Origin of the sequence: Caballeronia mineralivorans PML1(12) (assembly GCF_001028175.1) — a bacterium.
GTDB classification, from domain to species: domain Bacteria; phylum Pseudomonadota; class Gammaproteobacteria; order Burkholderiales; family Burkholderiaceae; genus Caballeronia; species Caballeronia mineralivorans.
The window spans coordinates 213,597-228,189 of record NZ_AEJF01000075.1; the positions used below are offsets into that span (position 1 = coordinate 213,597).

At 60.9% G+C, this 14,593-nt stretch carries 17 protein-coding genes; 3 read left to right on the forward strand and 14 right to left on the reverse strand.

Annotated features, from left to right (window positions below; genetic code table 11):
* The first annotated feature begins 193 nt into the window (after nt 1–193).
* Nucleotides 194–655, forward strand: coding sequence for a response regulator (locus tag EOS_RS10950; RefSeq protein WP_047846636.1), 462 nt, complete (start codon nt 194–196; stop codon nt 653–655).
* 39 nt (nt 656–694) lie between these two features.
* On the opposite strand, the gene EOS_RS10955 is transcribed toward EOS_RS10950, so the two are convergent.
* The gene (locus tag EOS_RS10955; RefSeq protein ID WP_047846637.1) at nt 695–1,159 is read right to left on the reverse strand and encodes a membrane protein; all 465 of its coding nucleotides are present in this window, start codon (nt 1,157–1,159) and stop codon (nt 695–697) included.
* Nucleotides 1,160–1,293: 134 nt separating this feature from the next.
* Here EOS_RS10955 and EOS_RS10960 point away from each other — a divergent pair, with 134 nt between their 5' ends.
* Entirely contained in the window at nt 1,294–1,476 is a 183-nt protein-coding gene (locus tag EOS_RS10960; RefSeq protein ID WP_047846638.1) for a hypothetical protein, read from the forward strand.
* 268 nt (nt 1,477–1,744) lie between these two features.
* On the opposite strand, the gene EOS_RS10965 is transcribed toward EOS_RS10960, so the two are convergent.
* The 13 genes from EOS_RS10965 to EOS_RS11025 form a co-directional block, all read right to left on the reverse strand.
* On the reverse strand, nt 1,745–1,969 hold the full coding sequence (locus EOS_RS10965; protein WP_047846639.1) for a hypothetical protein: 225 nt from the start codon (nt 1,967–1,969) through the stop codon (nt 1,745–1,747).
* A gap of 386 nt (nt 1,970–2,355) precedes the next feature.
* Nucleotides 2,356–2,559 (reverse strand): cold-shock protein, encoded by a 204-nt coding sequence (locus tag EOS_RS10970; protein ID WP_031362000.1) that lies wholly within the window; start codon nt 2,557–2,559, stop codon nt 2,356–2,358.
* 248 nt (nt 2,560–2,807) lie between these two features.
* Entirely contained in the window at nt 2,808–3,092 is a 285-nt protein-coding gene (locus EOS_RS10975) for a DUF6723 family protein (protein ID WP_053063838.1), read from the reverse strand.
* The gene (locus EOS_RS10980; RefSeq protein WP_047846640.1) at nt 3,089–3,373 is read right to left on the reverse strand and encodes a hypothetical protein; all 285 of its coding nucleotides are present in this window, start codon (nt 3,371–3,373) and stop codon (nt 3,089–3,091) included. Before EOS_RS10980 ends, EOS_RS10975 begins: the two co-directional genes overlap by 4 nt.
* A 67-nt stretch (nt 3,374–3,440) precedes the next feature.
* Nucleotides 3,441–3,818 carry a hypothetical protein gene (locus tag EOS_RS10985; protein ID WP_063779069.1) on the reverse strand — a complete coding sequence of 126 codons (378 nt, stop codon included), beginning with the start codon at nt 3,816–3,818 and terminating at the stop codon, nt 3,441–3,443.
* A gap of 468 nt (nt 3,819–4,286) precedes the next feature.
* Nucleotides 4,287–5,636 (reverse strand): MFS transporter, encoded by a 1,350-nt coding sequence (locus EOS_RS10990; RefSeq protein WP_047846641.1) that lies wholly within the window; start codon nt 5,634–5,636, stop codon nt 4,287–4,289.
* A gap of 106 nt (nt 5,637–5,742) precedes the next feature.
* Nucleotides 5,743–6,933: a CaiB/BaiF CoA transferase family protein gene (locus EOS_RS10995; protein WP_047846642.1), complete on the reverse strand. Its 1,191-nt coding sequence runs from the start codon at nt 6,931–6,933 to the stop codon at nt 5,743–5,745.
* Nucleotides 6,934–7,036: 103 nt separating this feature from the next.
* Nucleotides 7,037–7,966 (reverse strand): LysR family transcriptional regulator, encoded by a 930-nt coding sequence (locus EOS_RS11000; protein WP_047846702.1) that lies wholly within the window; start codon nt 7,964–7,966, stop codon nt 7,037–7,039.
* Between the two features lie 62 nt (nt 7,967–8,028).
* Nucleotides 8,029–9,432 (reverse strand): efflux transporter outer membrane subunit, encoded by a 1,404-nt coding sequence (locus tag EOS_RS11005; RefSeq protein WP_235442775.1) that lies wholly within the window; start codon nt 9,430–9,432, stop codon nt 8,029–8,031.
* Between the two features lie 8 nt (nt 9,433–9,440).
* Nucleotides 9,441–11,015 (reverse strand): DHA2 family efflux MFS transporter permease subunit, encoded by a 1,575-nt coding sequence (locus tag EOS_RS11010; RefSeq protein ID WP_047846644.1) that lies wholly within the window; start codon nt 11,013–11,015, stop codon nt 9,441–9,443.
* Complete coding sequence (locus EOS_RS11015; RefSeq protein WP_047846645.1) at nt 11,012–12,112, reverse strand: HlyD family secretion protein; 1,101 nt, start codon at nt 12,110–12,112, stop codon at nt 11,012–11,014. The genes EOS_RS11010 and EOS_RS11015 overlap by 4 nt, the downstream gene beginning before the upstream one ends.
* Nucleotides 12,113–12,164: 52 nt before the next feature.
* Nucleotides 12,165–12,587, reverse strand: coding sequence for a MarR family winged helix-turn-helix transcriptional regulator (locus EOS_RS11020; RefSeq protein ID WP_047846646.1), 423 nt, complete (start codon nt 12,585–12,587; stop codon nt 12,165–12,167).
* 124 nt (nt 12,588–12,711) lie between these two features.
* On the reverse strand, nt 12,712–13,608 hold the full coding sequence (locus tag EOS_RS11025; protein WP_047846647.1) for a LysR family transcriptional regulator: 897 nt from the start codon (nt 13,606–13,608) through the stop codon (nt 12,712–12,714).
* Nucleotides 13,609–13,820: 212 nt separating this feature from the next.
* On the opposite strand from EOS_RS11025, the gene EOS_RS11030 reads away from it, so the two are divergent.
* The gene (locus EOS_RS11030) at nt 13,821–14,561 is read left to right on the forward strand and encodes an IclR family transcriptional regulator (protein WP_047846648.1); all 741 of its coding nucleotides are present in this window, start codon (nt 13,821–13,823) and stop codon (nt 14,559–14,561) included.
* Nucleotides 14,562–14,593: the final 32 nt, after the last annotated feature.

Below are 14,593 nucleotides of genomic sequence, written 5' to 3' on the forward strand. Positions count from 1 at the left end.
AAGGAGGGTCTGTGGCCCCCCCGAAAAAACCACAGGGTTCCCCTCCTCAACCGGGTTTTGCGGCAAATGCTTAAACGCGACACTGCGTCATCGATTCCGCAGCACTCCCAACGCCGGACTCGAAGCTGCCGTCAATGGAGGTCATACGGCTCCGGCGCCCCACCCAGTCACATAGAACCAGGAGGAGGACACCATGAGCAATCGTTTAGGCACGGATGACGAGAGACACTTTGCACTGTGGAGCCGCAAGCAGGCACGCATGCCGATAGGCTCACCGCGGGTACTGATCGCCCATCAGGACAAATTGATCGGGGAATCGCTTGCCGCACTGCTGCGGCTGACCGGGCTGCAGGTCATGCAGACCCAGAGTCTCAAATCGGCGCGTTCGTTGCTGCAGAACTGGAAACCTCAGGCATTGATACTGGACACGCGGCTCGACAGCGAATCCGGTTATGCCTTCATCAATGCACTACGCCCCGACGCCGATATCACCGGCCGGTTGTTGGTCGCGATCAGCAATATCTGGCCGGCCGATCCGATCGAAACCCTGAAAGATGCAGGCTTCGACGCCCATTGCCGGCGCCCCTGCGCCACTTGGCGCCTGGCCGAAATGCTCACCACTTACTTTTCGATACCGCAGCGGCGCCAGTACTGAAAACCACGTCGACGCCGACGTCGACACCGGTAGCTAAGCTCAAGCCAACGCCATGATGATCAGCGCCGCGCCGCCCACCGCCACGATATCTTCTATCAGCGCCGCCGGCAGATCGCGGCCCATCGCGCGAGCCAGCGCACCGCGGGCGCTCGCACCGCCCAGCGTGCCGACGACAGCGCCGATCAGCCCCGCCACCGCACCGCCCAGCATTGAGCCCGCCACCGCACCCAACGCGGCGCCGCTCACCGCGCCGGTCACGAGCCGCGCGCCGAACTGCATCGGCACCTTGCGGCTAGGGGTTTTCGGCAGTTGGTCGGTGATCAGCTCGCCAATGGCGAGCACGGTCAGGATATAAGGCGTGACGGTTGCACCGAGGAACGCTAGCGGCGTGTGCTGCAAAGGCAGCCAGCCCAGATGCGCAGCCCAGCTCACGGCGGCGGGAGCGGTCATCGCACGGAGGCCGGCGACAACGCCGATCAGCAGGGCAAGAAGATAGACGGACATCGACGGCTCCGGTTCTTGTGGATTTGGGATGAGCGCGCTGCTGGGGTGCACGTGCCTGCCCGGAAGGAATACCGCAAATCCGCGGCATTAGAAAGAGATGAAGACACTTAGAGCGATCGACTCAGGGACTTCGAATGACGTTCGCTATTGCCGATATGAATATGAATGCGCCAGGGAAACCGGTGCTGAAAAACCAGCGTGTCGACATCAAGAATACAGCGCGACGAGACCAGCTAAAAAGACTTGTTTGCAGCACGAAGCGTTATCTGATCGACGGCTTCATCAGAAAGCCTGGCCGTAACGCAATGAGCGCATGAAAGACGGGATAACTAAAAAAGCGCATCTGCGAGGCGCGAAAAGCAGCGCGAGTATGCACGGCAGCTCCATCAGCCTTGTCCAGCATGGTCAGCCGGAAATGAAAACGGCGCACCTTTTGGTGCGCCGGCGGGACATCGCGCTTGCCGCGCGTGTCAGGGAACTACAGTAGAAAAGTCGACTAGATCGAACTTAAGAAAACGGATGTCTCGACTCTGCTTTTAGCAGCAAGCCGTTTCGATGGGCCACATATCGACCCGCTGCCAACGATCAGCCGCGGGTGTCGACCCAGTGCCGGGCCCACTTGCGTGAATGACCGAGCGCTTGCGCTTCGTTCTTGAAATAATCGAGAACGTGGAACTGATAACGGTTGCCCTTCTCGCTGCCGCTATTGCGTTCAAGCAAAAGGTTCGACGCAAACGATCCATCAGGCAGACGATGTGCGGAGGGAATGACTTTATAGCCGTTGTACTGGTAAATATTAGAGTTATGCATGATTGATACACACGAACAAACGCTGGTCCGACAAACATTGATTGTCAGGACGCGTTGATGATTGGCACAAGGCCTAAAAATTCGCAGAGGAAACAGCAGAAAAACAGCAGAAAGCAGCCGAAATCACAAGCGCGACAACGAACAATTAGCGTTCGAAGCTAGATCGCGACGTGTGGCAGCGAGTTGCAGGAGATTGCAGAGGGACTAAAGCGGACTAAAGTGGAAGTGCAAACAGATGCAAGCAGAGGCAGACAGGTGCAATGCTGGTGGTAGCGGCGCCGTTCAATAAAAGCGACTACCGCAACCGGGAACCGAAGCTCCGCGAAAACATTTACTGCTCGCGTAAACCAGCGCAAGCCGATTTACGCGATAAATCACATCACCAATTACAGCGGGGTGATGTTCGAAGCTTGCAGACCCTTCGGGCCTTGCTTGGTTTCGAAGCTAACCTTTTGGTTTTCGGCGAGCGTCTTGAAGCCGTCGCTACGAATTTCCGAAAAGTGGGCGAAGAGGTCGTCGCCGCCTGCGTCAGGCGTAATGAAGCCGAAGCCCTTGCTGTCGTTAAACCACTTGACGATACCGGTATCCATGAGAATTCCTTGAAAATATAAAAATGATGCAACCCCGTATTGAGGCGAGAGAAGCTTCAAGGAAGTGAGAGGACAACAAATACCGCGGAGATAACGAGGCAGAATGATGAACAGCAATCGAGCTTCTTGAATACTTCGACCTGCAGATTACGTCCCGCGGGAAGCGGTGTCAAGCTATTTCGGACTGAGCCTAGTCACGTTATGTAACGATTGCAGCCGTTGCCCGCCACCGGCTTGTCAGTCAGGCCCTACTCCGGCACCGCGATGTCGCCGTCGACAAGGCTTGCGCCATACTGCTCGGCGTAATCGCGTGCGGTTTGTGCATCGGGGAAAAGCGGCATGTCTGCGCAGCCAACAAACGGATAGATCACGCGCTTGTCGCTCAGCCGGGTCACGCGCAGCGTGGGCATGGTTCCGCCCGTTGCGCGCCGTGACGACGCTGCCACGTTGTAATTGGCCCACCCGGCCGGCTTGTCGGTCGTCCGGTTATCCAGCGAAGAGGCCAAGGGCTGATGATCGAGCGAATAACTCATAGATCGGCGATCGATTCGCCCGCGACGTTGCCGTCGATCAGCCGTTCTGCATAACGCGTGGACGCAAGCCGCGCCTCACCCGACCCGCTGAACGGACCGGCGCCCGGCACGCGATACACGCGGCTGGTGGTCGTGCTGTCGTCAGCGCCACGGCGGGAAATCTTCACCGCAGCGTCGAAACCCGAGTCGTAGTGACGCGAACCGTCCGCACCGCGCGGCTTATGCGGGTAGATCAGCGGATAAATTTCGAGGCCGCGGTAGCTTCTTACAGTGTCGTTCATGATGATCTTCGGTTATTGCGTGACGTCCCGAGACTTTGTCACGCGTGGGTACTGCGAGCGTTGCCGCTCATGTGGCGTTGTCGGCGCCGCCTGGCAGCGAAGGTACAGACAGTGCCGGCACGGACGGCTGGAACCGTCGTACGGAGCGGGAAAAGCGCCCGCTTCGCGCGTTATACAGCGCACCGGCCTGTACTTTGCCGTCGATGATGTCCCGACCGTATTGCATGGCCAGCTCGATTGCCTCGTCGGCGCTAGCCGGCTCGGCGCCCTTGATGGCCGGCGAATAGCGCTTGGACGTCGCGCTGTCGGACGGTACTGCGTCTATCTGAACAATTGCGGAAAACCGCTTGGGACCTTTTGCAAACGGATCACCATGCGGCGGGAAAATCTGCTGCGAATAAGCGCGCAATGCATAGCCGCGATATTCGATTGTATGGATGGTCATAACGCACTCGCTGGACACACTGCGCTGACCGTCGTGGAAATTTGCTGAAGACCGATATGCAAATAGGCGGTCATCGGCATCGGAACGATTAAGAATGCGCCGAATCGTTGCGCGAGGCAAGGCAAATCGAAGCTTGACTGTGTTCGCGACGATGGTGCAGGTGCTTGCGGGACGGCTGCGTCACGACGATTTTTAAAGCACTGGTTGAAGTATGCCGGTCGCTTTTTCCAGCAAGTGGCCGATGCCCGGAGTAAGCGGTATTTTTGGCCGCATTTGAATCTGGATAACCGATTCGGACTGTTTTAATGCGTCAAAGCAGCGGGCTAAAGTACCGGACGCAAACTGGATTTCTGTCGGCAACGCGGCGAAACCTTTTGCTTCCTCTTTTAAAACTTCAGGTGGTCAAGCCAAATGGAAACGCCGTTTCAACTCGCGTTGAAACGGCGCTTTTGCTCCTGCCTGGCCAGTTTATCTCCTGGAAGCGCGAGCCTCCGATGGATCCTTCTGCTTCAATATTTCCGGCAAGCCGAACAGGAGGAGTAATGCACTGATGAGGCTCATGGCACCGATCGCATACAGCGCGGGTGTCGTGCTCCCGGTCAGGTCGCGAACCCGCCCCACCATCACCGGACTCACAATGCCGCCGAGTTGCCCGATCGTGTTGATCAACGCGATGCCACCCGCTGCGCCCGCCCCCGTCAACAGCTTCGGCGGCAATGCCCAGAACGCGGGGATCGAGGCCACCACGCCCGCGCCCATCACGCCCAGCGCGACAATAAGAAAACCGGTTTGCTTATCGAAGATGCCGGCGGCGAAAAAACCGAGCGCCGCCATCACCAACAGCCCGCATACAAACTTGCGGCGCTCGCCGCAGGCATCGGAGAGGCGGCCCACCACGACCATGCAGATCGCGCCGCAAATATAAGGCACAGCCGTCAGCAAACCGATGGTGGTCGGATTGTGCGTACCGGCGCTTCGAATCAGTTGCGGCGCCCAGAAGTTGAGACCGTACGACGCCACCTGAATCAGGAAATAAATAAGCCCAAGCACCAGGAAGCCGGGTGTCCTGATCGCGTCGAGCAACGAACGGCTAGCGTCGGTATGCGGTGCTTGTCGCAAGATGCGGCTTGCCAGCAGCGACTTTTCCCCGGCGCTCAGCCAGCCCGCATCTTCGATACGATCCTTCAGCAGCTTCAGCACCATGATGCCGAGCAAGACACACGGCAAGCCGCCAAGCAGAAATAGCCAATGCCATCCACGGATGCCAAGCACGCCATCCATATGCCCCAGGACGAGGCCCGACAACGGCGCGCCGACAAGCCCGGAAAATGCTGAGGCAAGGAACAGCATCGACGTGATGCGGCCGCGATGGCTCGCTGGAAACCACAACGTGAGGTAATACAGCACGCCGGGGGCGAAGCCCGCTTCCATTGCGCCGATGATGAAACGCAGCGCATAAAACTGCCATTCGTTACCGACCAGCACCATTGCGCTCGTGGCGATGCCCCACGAAATCATGATGCGCGCAATCCAGCGGCGAGCGCCTACTTTGTAAAGCATCAGATTGCTCGGCACTTCGAACAATACATAGCCGATCACGAAGAGGCTGGCGCCGAGGCCGTAGGCGGTATCGGAGAAACCCAGATCGCTTTGCAGTTGAAACTTCGCGAAACTGATGTTGATGCGATCGAAGAACGCGAACAGATAGCAGATCATGATCAGCGGCATCAGCCGCCATGCCACCTTGCTGATGACCGCTTTCAAGTCGTTTTCGCTGTGTGCTTGCGGTACGGCCGCAGTGGCGCCAAGATCGCTCATGATCGTCTCCTTGCCGGACTGGCCTGCGGCCGCCCGGTCATATGTGTTCTGGTGATGTGGAGGTGAAGCTTCTACGGGCGAATGTCCTGCCCGATTGGATCATTCATTACACGGCGCCCTCGCTGCGCAGTCGCGCGACGTCGCGTGCATCGAATCCAAGGTCAGATAGTACGGAATCCGTATGTTCTCCAAGAGCCGGCCCTTGCCATCGAACTTCGCCGGGGGTGTCGGAGAGTTTAGGCACAATGCCCGGCATCTTCACCGATACCCCGCCGGGCAACACCGCGTCGAGCAGCATGTCACGCGCCTGATAGTGCGGGTCTGCGACGATGTCGGCAACAGAATAGATCCTTCCCGAAGGCACTTCGGCCGCCTCGAGTGCGGCGAGCACATCGTCCGTCGAATGATGCGTGGCCCAGGCCGCGATCGCTTCGTCCAGACGCGTGCTCTGCGCGGCGCGGCCGTCGTTGCGGGCGAGCTCGGGGTCATCGGCGAGATCGGCGCGCCCTACCACGTGCATCAGGCGCTTGAAGATCGGGTCGCTGTTGCCCGCGATCACCACATAACCGTCGTCCTCGGTGCGATAGGTATTCGACGGCGCAATGCCCGGCAACGCACCGCCGCTGCGCTCGCGCACATGCCCGAGCAAGTCGTATTCGGGGATCAGGCTTTCCATCAGATTGAAGACACTTTCGACGAGCGACACATCCACTACTTGCCCGTCGCCCTGCCCGGTCTTCACTCGCAGGATCGACATCAACGCGCCGATCACCCCGTGCAGCGAAGCCAGCGAGTCGCCGAGACTCACGCCTACGCGCGCCGGAGCGCCATTGGCTTCGCCAGTCGTATAACGGATGCCGCCCATGGCCTCACCGATCGCGCCGAAGCCCGGACGATCGCGATACGGTCCCGACTGTCCGTATCCGGAGATGCGGACCATCGTGAGTTTGGGATTGAGTGCGTGCAGGACGTCCCAGCCAAGGCCGAGTTTTTCGAGCGCGCCGGGACGGAGATTTTCGATGACAACATCGGCGTGCGCAGCGAGGCGTTTGACCACATCGACGCCGTCCGGCGACTTCAGGTTCACGCATACGGACTTCTTGTTGCGCGACTGCAGATACCACCAGAGCGACGTGCCCTCATGCAGCTTTCGCCATTTGCGAAGCGGATCGCCATTGTCCGGTGCTTCGATCTTGATGACGTCGGCGCCGAACTCCCCCAGCATGCGGGCAGCGAACGGCGCCGCAATCAGAGTACCGATTTCTATGACGCGAATACCTGCGAGCGGTCCTGCCATGATGCATGTCCCCCAAAAACCTGATCTGGAAGACAGCTTAGGAGCCGGCAGCGCGCCCCGTCCAACCGCAATTCGCCAATGACCGTTCGCGAATGGCGAACGCTCAGGCGCCTTTCTGCTCGTCGTGCTCCACAGCAAGCAGATGATCGAACAGCATCCGGCTCACTGGCGGGAGCGCCGCTGCGTCGCGGACTACGACAATCAGATCGCGCTGGCTCCAGGGTTCGTCGAGTGTGACTGCCGTGAGTCCAAGCGGACGCCCGACAGTGTTGAATACCTTGAGCGGCAGCACGCTAATGCCCAGACCCGCCTGCACCATGCGGCAGACGCCATCGAAACCCGGCACCTGGATGCGCAGCCTCAATGGTTTACCCGCCTGACGCGCGGCCATATGCGTGCGCAAGTTGATGGAACTGGCTGCATGCAGGCCGACGTAGTCGCTATCCAGCGTCTCGACAAACGTAACCTGCTCGCGGCCGGCAAGCGCATGATCCTCGCGCATCACGACCACGAGCGAGTCATGCCGGTAGTGCGAGACATCGAGACCGCGTGTATCGGCTTCTCCTGAGCAGATGCCGACGTCGGCGAGACTGTCGGCTATGCCTTCCACTACCCCGCTGCTCGGGCGCTCTTCGAGGTCAAGCTTGATGCGCTCGTTCATCGAGAAAAACGCGCGCAGATCTTCGGGAAGGAATTCGACGATGGCCGAAAGGTTTGCCATCATGCGTACATAACCGCGCACGCCGGTCGCATGCTCGGCCAGTTCGATGCCGATGTTCTCGACGTCGCGCAACACTCGGCGCGCGTGGTGCAGAAGAGTTTCGCCGGCGGGCGTGAGCTCCATGCCCCTTGCCCGGCGCACGAATAGCGTTGCGCCCACGGCCTGTTCGAGTTCAAGCAGGCGCTTGCTCGCGGCCGATATCGCGATCGCCTCGCGCTCGGCCGCGCGCGTGAGCGTGCCCTCCTCATAGACCGCGAGGAAGAGCTGCAGCGTGGTCAGGTCGAGCCGTCTCAACAGGTTTTTGAGCGCCATGCGGGTGGTGGGCAGCTTGAACACAAAGGATGCCCGATGTTACCCGAGCCGCGCACAGCGCATCACTCCTGTTTCGTTTCGCTCCAGCCGCCGCCGAGCGAACGGTACAACGCGACCGCTGCCAGCGCATGCTCGCGCCTCGCCTGATTCAGCGCATCCGAGTCTTGCAGATACGCTTCCTGCGCCGCGAGGACATCCAGGAAACCGCTCGCACCGCCCTTATAAAGCTGCGTGGAGAGGCGCAGCGACTGATCGGAGGATTGCAACGCGTCGTTCAGGCGGTCGGCCTGTTCCGACGTGCTAACGAGATCGCTGCGCGTGTCTTCCACGTCTTTCAGTGCCTGCAGCATGGTCTGACGGAGATGCAAATCGGACTCGCGCATGCGGCTTTCGCTCTGCTCAATGCCTGCCGTTATGCGGCCGGCGTTGAAGATCGGACTGGTTGCGTTGAGCGCGGCGCTAAAGAGGTTGTCGGTGAGCGTGGGCAAGCCGAGATATGACGATGCCAGCAAACCATCAGTCAGTTGCAGCGAAAACTTCGGGTAACGGTCCGCTTTCGCGACGCCCACTTCCGCTGCACGTTGCGTTAGCTCGGCGTAGGCGCTGCGGACATCGGGACGGCGCAGCAACGCCTCCGAGGGCAACATCTGAGGCACGGCGCTGGAAGGTGTCGGAATGGTGCCGGGCGTGGCGAGCACCAGGGCATCCACCGACTCAGGCGTGCGCCCCGAGTACACCGCGATCAGGCTTAGCTGATGCTGAATGGTGGATGCCACGCGCGGCAAACGCGCCTGCAAATCGCTCAACTGATTCTGTGCGCGGGTAACGTCGAGCCGCGGCGAGAGCCCGTATTGCAGCCGTTCCTGCGTGAGACGCAGCGCGCGCTCCCGGATCGCGATGTTGTCCCGCAGGATTTTTTGCTCGCTTTGCGCCCAGCGCAAATCCACATACGCCGACGCCGTGTTCGCCGCGAGCGCGAGACGAAGTTCATCGACGGCGTGTTGACGGCCCGTCAATTGCGCTTCTGACGCCAGCAACTCGAGACGCTCGCCGCCGAATACATCGGGTGTCCAATTAAGGGCCAAGCCGGCACCCGCCTGACGTACATATCCCAGCGGCGGCGGCGTGTTCTGGCGCACATCGGCCGCCGTGGCGGTCGCATCGAGTTCCGGCAGAAGAGCCGCGCGACGCTGTGTGGTAACGGCCTGGGCCTGCTTCACGCGCTCGAGCGCAGCTTGCACATCGAGGTTCTGGTTGAGCACCGACGTCACCAGTTCATGCAGCACGGGATCGCCGAATTGCTGCCACCACACAGCGGAATCCGCGCTGTCTTGCGGGGCGTCGACGCTCCAGTCCGATGGTGCGATTGACTGCACGGTCGACGGCAAATCCGCATGGCTCGCGGGCTGCACGGCGCACGCCGCGAGCGTCAGGCTTGCCGCAAGTGATAACAAAAGCTTGTACATGATCGATCTCAATGAGCGTCAGGAGAAGGCGGCGCAGCGCCGATAGGCCGCACGAAAATCACGCTGACTATGCCGACGGCGAAGCACATCGCGAGTACGTAGAAGGTGTCGGAGAAGGTCATCACCAGCGCTTCGCGAAACACCAGGGCGTGCAGATTGGCGAGGCCTGCGTTCGTCGCGTTCAACGCATCTCCTGCGACCGATCCCCAGTGCGCGAACTGCCGCGACAGGAACGCTTCGGTTTCTGGGCTGCCCGTCGTGACGCTTTCGCTGATCCGCAAATAGTGAAAATTCAGCCGGTCATTGAGCATGGTCGCACTGACCGCAATGCCGATCGCACCGCCAAGATTGCGCATCAGGTTGAACAGGCCGCTCGCTGACTTGAGACGCGATTGCGGCAGCGACCCCAGCGCCATCGTCACAATGGGCGGCACCGCGAACTGCTGGCCGATCCCGCGCAGCGCCTGCGGCAGCAGCAGTTGCTGCCAGCCCCAGTCGTTCGTAAGCGGCACGTAGAAATAGCAGCCGAGACCGAAACACACGAGACCGAAGAGCAACAACCAGCGCATGTCGACAAGGCGCGAAGCCAACGCATAGGCGCCGAGCGCGAGCAACTGGAATACGCCCACCGAAAGCAACGCGATACCGATCTGCAGCGAATCCAGATCGCGCACGCGGCTTAAAAACAGCGGCGTGAGAAACACCGCGACAAAGATGCCGATGCCCGTCACGAACGACAGCAAACAGCCAATTGCAAAGTTCCTGACGGCGAGCGCGCGCAAATCCACTATCGGATCTTTCGCGGTGAACGCATGCACGATGAACAGGAAACCGCAGATGGCGGAGATCCAGGTGCAGGTGATGATCACGTCGTCACCGAACCAGTTCTTGCGCGGGCCTTCCTCGAGCACATATTCAAGGCAGCCGAGAAAACCCGACATCAACGCAATGCCGAGGTAATCGCCCTTCTTCAATAACGACAGATCGGGTTCGTCGATATGCACGAACTTTGGCACCAGGAACGCAACAACGAGCCCCGGTACAAGGTTCAGGTAGAACAACCAGTGCCACGACCATTGCGACGTGATCCAGCCGCCGATCACCGGCCCGATCGCCGGTGCGAGCGAAGCGAGCGCGCCGATTGTCGTCGATGCAATCAGCCGTTGCTTGCCGGGGAACAGCACGAATGCCGTGGTGAAAACGGTCGGGATCATCGCGGCGCCGGCCGCGCCTTGCAGACCACGGAACAGGATCATCGAATTGATGTCCCATGCGAGGCCGCACAGCATGCTCGTGACGGTGAAGCCCACGGCCGACGCGACGAACAACCAACGCGTGGAAAAGACTTTGGAGAGCCAGCCGGACATCGGGATCACGAGGATTTCGGCGATCAGGTACGCGGTCTGCACCCACGAGAGTTCGTCCTGACTCGCGGACAAACCGCCGCCGATATCCTTCAGCGACGACGCCACGATCTGGATGTCGAGCGTCGCCATGAAAAAGCCGAGGCACATCAGCGCGAACGCAAAAACACGCTGTTTCGTGGGCTGATTGGCGGGGTTAAGCGGAACGGATGAGGTCATGAACGGCTCGCACTGTCGAGGTGAACCTTAACCGTTGCCGAGAGCCCGGCGCGCAGCACGTTCTGCATGTCATTCGATGCATCCAGGCGAATCCGCACCGGCACGCGCTGCACGATCTTCGTAAAGTTGCCGGTCGCATTCTCGGGTGGCAGCACGCTGAAGGTCGCGCCGGTCGCGGGCGCCAGGCTTTCCACATGACCGTGGATGGTCTCGCTGGAGGCATCGAGCGAGATGTCCGCGCGATCGCCCACATGCATCTTCTTCAACTGGTCTTCCTTAAAGTTGGCGTCGACCCACAAGCCATCGGCGGGCACGATGGTGAGCAGCGATGCCCCCGTGTTCGCAAGCATGCCCACACGCGCTGTCCGGTTGCCGACATAACCGTCCACAGGCGCGCGAATGGTCGTGTACTCCACGTTCAGCTCGGCCACCCGACGCAATGCTTCGGCAGTGGCGACACGCGCACGGGCGTCGTCGATCTGCGCGGCAAGCACGGCCAGCTGGCGCTGCGCAGCAAGCGCCGCTGCGTTGCTGTTATCAAGCGTGGCACGCGCCTTCAGGTAATCCGCGTCGGCACGTTCGACTACCTGGTTCGACACCGCTTCGTCCTTGACGAGTTGCCGGTAACGCACCTGGTCGGACGCGCTGCGCGTGACTTCGGCCGACGACGCCCGCACTTCCGCCTGGCTCTGGTTGATCACGGCGGCCTGCAATTGCTGTTTCGCTTCGAGCTCGGCGACGGCGGCACGCGCGCTCTGCACGTCGGCATTCGCCTGCGCGAGCCTTGCGTCGTAGTCGCGCGAGTCGAGGTGGATCAGCACCTGGTTGGCCTTGACGCGCTGGTTATCGGAGACCAGCAGTTCGGCGACGAAACCGTTCACTTTCGGCGCCATCACGGTTACGTTGCCGCCGACGTACGCGTCGTCCGTGCTTTGAATGAAACGCAGCACGGTGAACCAATAGGTCGCAGCGGCAGCCAGCACGATCACCACCACGGTGATCGCGAGCGGCATCCAGCCGATACGAAAAGGCCGCCGCGCTTCGCGCTCAGCCGTGGGCGCGGCGGTAGACGGAAGCGGTGAGGAAGGAGTAGTCATCGGTGGGTCCTGTTGGTTGCATCGGATGGTTGTTGAGACACGCTGGTCACGCTCATTCGCTCGTCAGGCGAAACAGCTCGCGCCGCAGACGCGCTGCCTGCCGGCGTCCGAACTTCGCTTCGAACTCGTCTTGTGCTGCCTGCCAGTGCCGAAGTGCGTCGGCGAGCTTCGCCCGGCCGCCTTCAGTCAGCGTCAGCTGCAAACGCCGCCGGCACGGTCCGCCCAGCTCCGCCAGCACCAGGCCGCTGCGCAGCAGCGGCTGCAGCACCCGGACGAGCGTCGTGCGCTCCATCACCATCGCCTGGGCGAGCTCAGCCATCGTCATCTCCGGCATACGCGCAAGCGCGGAGACGATGCTGAATTGCGTCGGCGTAATCTGTACCGCCGACAAATGCCGCTCGTATAACTGCGAGATGTGCCGCGCAGCCTGGCGGACCGCAAAACAATCGTCATGGCTAGGAAGTCGTGTGTGCATGTGCACAGATTATGTGTGCATATGCACGACGTCAACCGTCATCTCACGCATCAATTAATGACGAATCGGTTAACAATCGAACGGGAATCGATGCGGAATGAAGATTAAAACTTGTCCGGGACGCTCAGGTCTCGAAGAATTCGGCGGCATGTTCGATGAACGCCCGCACTTTCGCCGGCAGCAATGTGCGGCTGCTGTACGCCAGCCGGATTTCGATCGCGCCGTCGACTATTTCAAAGTCGTCCAGCAGCGACACCAGCTTGCCCGACGCCAGTTCGTCGCGCACCAGCGCAGCCGGCAACACGCCCAAGCCGAAGCCCTGCAACACCAGTTCGCGATTGAACACCGCATTATTCGATGTCACGTCCGCCTTCAGCGGCACGGTGATCTGCTCACCGCCATCGAGCCGGAACGTCAGCAGCGGCTTGCGGATCGATGCGTGCATGGCGACGAACTCATACCCGGCGAGGTCGGACGGATGGACGGGCCGCTGCTTGCCCTCCAGATACCCCGGCGTCACCACGATGACCAGCGGAATACGCTCGAGCAGGCGCGTGACGGTGGTGTCACTGGTCAGCATGAAGGGCAACACCACACCGAGATCGAAGCCGTCCGCCACCAGGTCCACGGGACGCTCGGTCAGGGTCACGTCGAGTCCGATCAGGGGGTATCGGCGGCGGAAGGTCGCGATCAGCGGCACCAGCCGGTTGACCGTTGCGGTCGTGTGGGCGACCAGGCGCAGCATGCCGGTGGGGTCGCTGGTGCGATCGGACGCCTGCGCCTCCAGTGCGTCGAGCTCATCCAGCACGCGCGTACAGCCCGCGAAGAATTGCTCGGCGGTTTCGGTCAGCGAGATGTGCCGCGTAGTGCGGTGGAAGAGCCGGTTGCCCAGCCGCTGTTCGAGGGTGGCGATGGCGCGCGACACAACCGGCGGCGACACGCCAAGGATATCGGCGGCACGCGTAAAGCTTTTCGCCTCCACGACCGCGCGGAACACTTTGAGGCTTGTCAGATAGTCCATGTCTCGGTCCTTGAGGATGCGGCGCGGGTACTCGTGGCCGGTTTTTTAGCGACTGAGCGATTGGGCGCGCAACGCCCGGATTCTCCCGCAAGCCGGCTTTTTTTGCCGATCAGCATGAGGCGAGAGTGGAAAAGACCCGCTCCACGAGATGATTTTCCCATGCAATAAGAATTGATTTCTTTTTTTGAGAATTGGCGAGAGAGACTTTCGGCATGAAACAACCAGCCGAATCTTCCTCCGTTGTCGATCGCGTGCTCCACGCGCTGACCAGCGTCGCGCGTGCGGGACGGCCGATAGGCGCCAAGCAGATCGCAGCGGAAATCGGTGCGCCGTTGTCGACCGTGTACCGGCTGCTGAGCTCGCTCAAGCAGTGGGGACTCTTGCAGGAGCACGCAAATTCCGGCCTGTTCGAGCCGGGTCCGTCCAGCGTGCAACTCGCGTGGGGCTTCGACCAGAACGCACAACTCGTGACCCAAAGCCGCGACGAAATCCGCGTGCTCGTAGAGCGGACCGGCGAGAGTGTCGGCTTGCTGGTGCCGATCAACGACGCGGTGGTGTGCCTGTCGATGGTCGAAAGCGACCAGCCGCTGCGCTGCTCGTTCGCCCGCGGCCGCGCGCATCCGCTGACACGCGGAGCCTCGGCGAAAGCACTGCTCGCGTTCCTGCCCGAAGCCCAGGCCGACGTCCTGATCGCCGACAGTGCGCCCGATGACCCTGAAGCTGTCGCGGCGCTGCGGGCACAACTGGAAGAAATTCGCCGCCGGCGCTTTGCGACGAGCGAAAGCGAGGTCGATATCGGCGTATGGGGCGTGAGCGCGCCGCTCGTATCGGACGTGGGACGGCTGGAAGGAACCATCACGTTGATGGCACCCGTCGCGCGGATTGCGGGACGCGAAGCCGAGCTGGCGCAACTCACGCGCGCCGCGGCAGACCGCATCAGTTACAAGCTTTGAGCCATTTTACTTTCAACTTTGCTTGCCCACGC

What these genes read in the sequence shown, in the direction of transcription:
- EOS_RS11000 (WP_047846702.1), bottom strand. Translation starts at nt 7,966, where the DNA reads ATGGCGCTCAAAAACCTGTTGAGACGGCTCGACCTGACCACGCTGCAG.
- EOS_RS10975 (WP_053063838.1), bottom strand. Translation starts at nt 3,092, where the DNA reads ATGAGTTATTCGCTCGATCATCAGCCCTTGGCCTCTTCGCTGGATAAC.
- EOS_RS11005 (WP_235442775.1), bottom strand. Translation starts at nt 9,432, where the DNA reads ATGTACAAGCTTTTGTTATCACTTGCGGCAAGCCTGACGCTCGCGGCG.
- EOS_RS11020 (WP_047846646.1), bottom strand. Translation starts at nt 12,587, where the DNA reads ATGCACACACGACTTCCTAGCCATGACGATTGTTTTGCGGTCCGCCAG.
- EOS_RS10995 (WP_047846642.1), bottom strand. Translation starts at nt 6,933, where the DNA reads ATGGCAGGACCGCTCGCAGGTATTCGCGTCATAGAAATCGGTACTCTG.
- EOS_RS11015 (WP_047846645.1), bottom strand. Translation starts at nt 12,112, where the DNA reads ATGACTACTCCTTCCTCACCGCTTCCGTCTACCGCCGCGCCCACGGCT.
- EOS_RS10985 (WP_063779069.1), bottom strand. Translation starts at nt 3,818, where the DNA reads ATGACCATCCATACAATCGAATATCGCGGCTATGCATTGCGCGCTTAT.
- EOS_RS11025 (WP_047846647.1), bottom strand. Translation starts at nt 13,608, where the DNA reads ATGGACTATCTGACAAGCCTCAAAGTGTTCCGCGCGGTCGTGGAGGCG.
- EOS_RS10990 (WP_047846641.1), bottom strand. Translation starts at nt 5,636, where the DNA reads ATGAGCGATCTTGGCGCCACTGCGGCCGTACCGCAAGCACACAGCGAA.
- EOS_RS10965 (WP_047846639.1), bottom strand. Translation starts at nt 1,969, where the DNA reads ATGCATAACTCTAATATTTACCAGTACAACGGCTATAAAGTCATTCCC.
- EOS_RS10970 (WP_031362000.1), bottom strand. Translation starts at nt 2,559, where the DNA reads ATGGATACCGGTATCGTCAAGTGGTTTAACGACAGCAAGGGCTTCGGC.
- EOS_RS10950 (WP_047846636.1), top strand. Translation starts at nt 194, where the DNA reads ATGAGCAATCGTTTAGGCACGGATGACGAGAGACACTTTGCACTGTGG.
- EOS_RS10960 (WP_047846638.1), top strand. Translation starts at nt 1,294, where the DNA reads ATGACGTTCGCTATTGCCGATATGAATATGAATGCGCCAGGGAAACCG.
- EOS_RS10955 (WP_047846637.1), bottom strand. Translation starts at nt 1,159, where the DNA reads ATGTCCGTCTATCTTCTTGCCCTGCTGATCGGCGTTGTCGCCGGCCTC.
- EOS_RS11030 (WP_047846648.1), top strand. Translation starts at nt 13,821, where the DNA reads ATGAAACAACCAGCCGAATCTTCCTCCGTTGTCGATCGCGTGCTCCAC.
- EOS_RS10980 (WP_047846640.1), bottom strand. Translation starts at nt 3,373, where the DNA reads ATGAACGACACTGTAAGAAGCTACCGCGGCCTCGAAATTTATCCGCTG.
- EOS_RS11010 (WP_047846644.1), bottom strand. Translation starts at nt 11,015, where the DNA reads ATGACCTCATCCGTTCCGCTTAACCCCGCCAATCAGCCCACGAAACAG.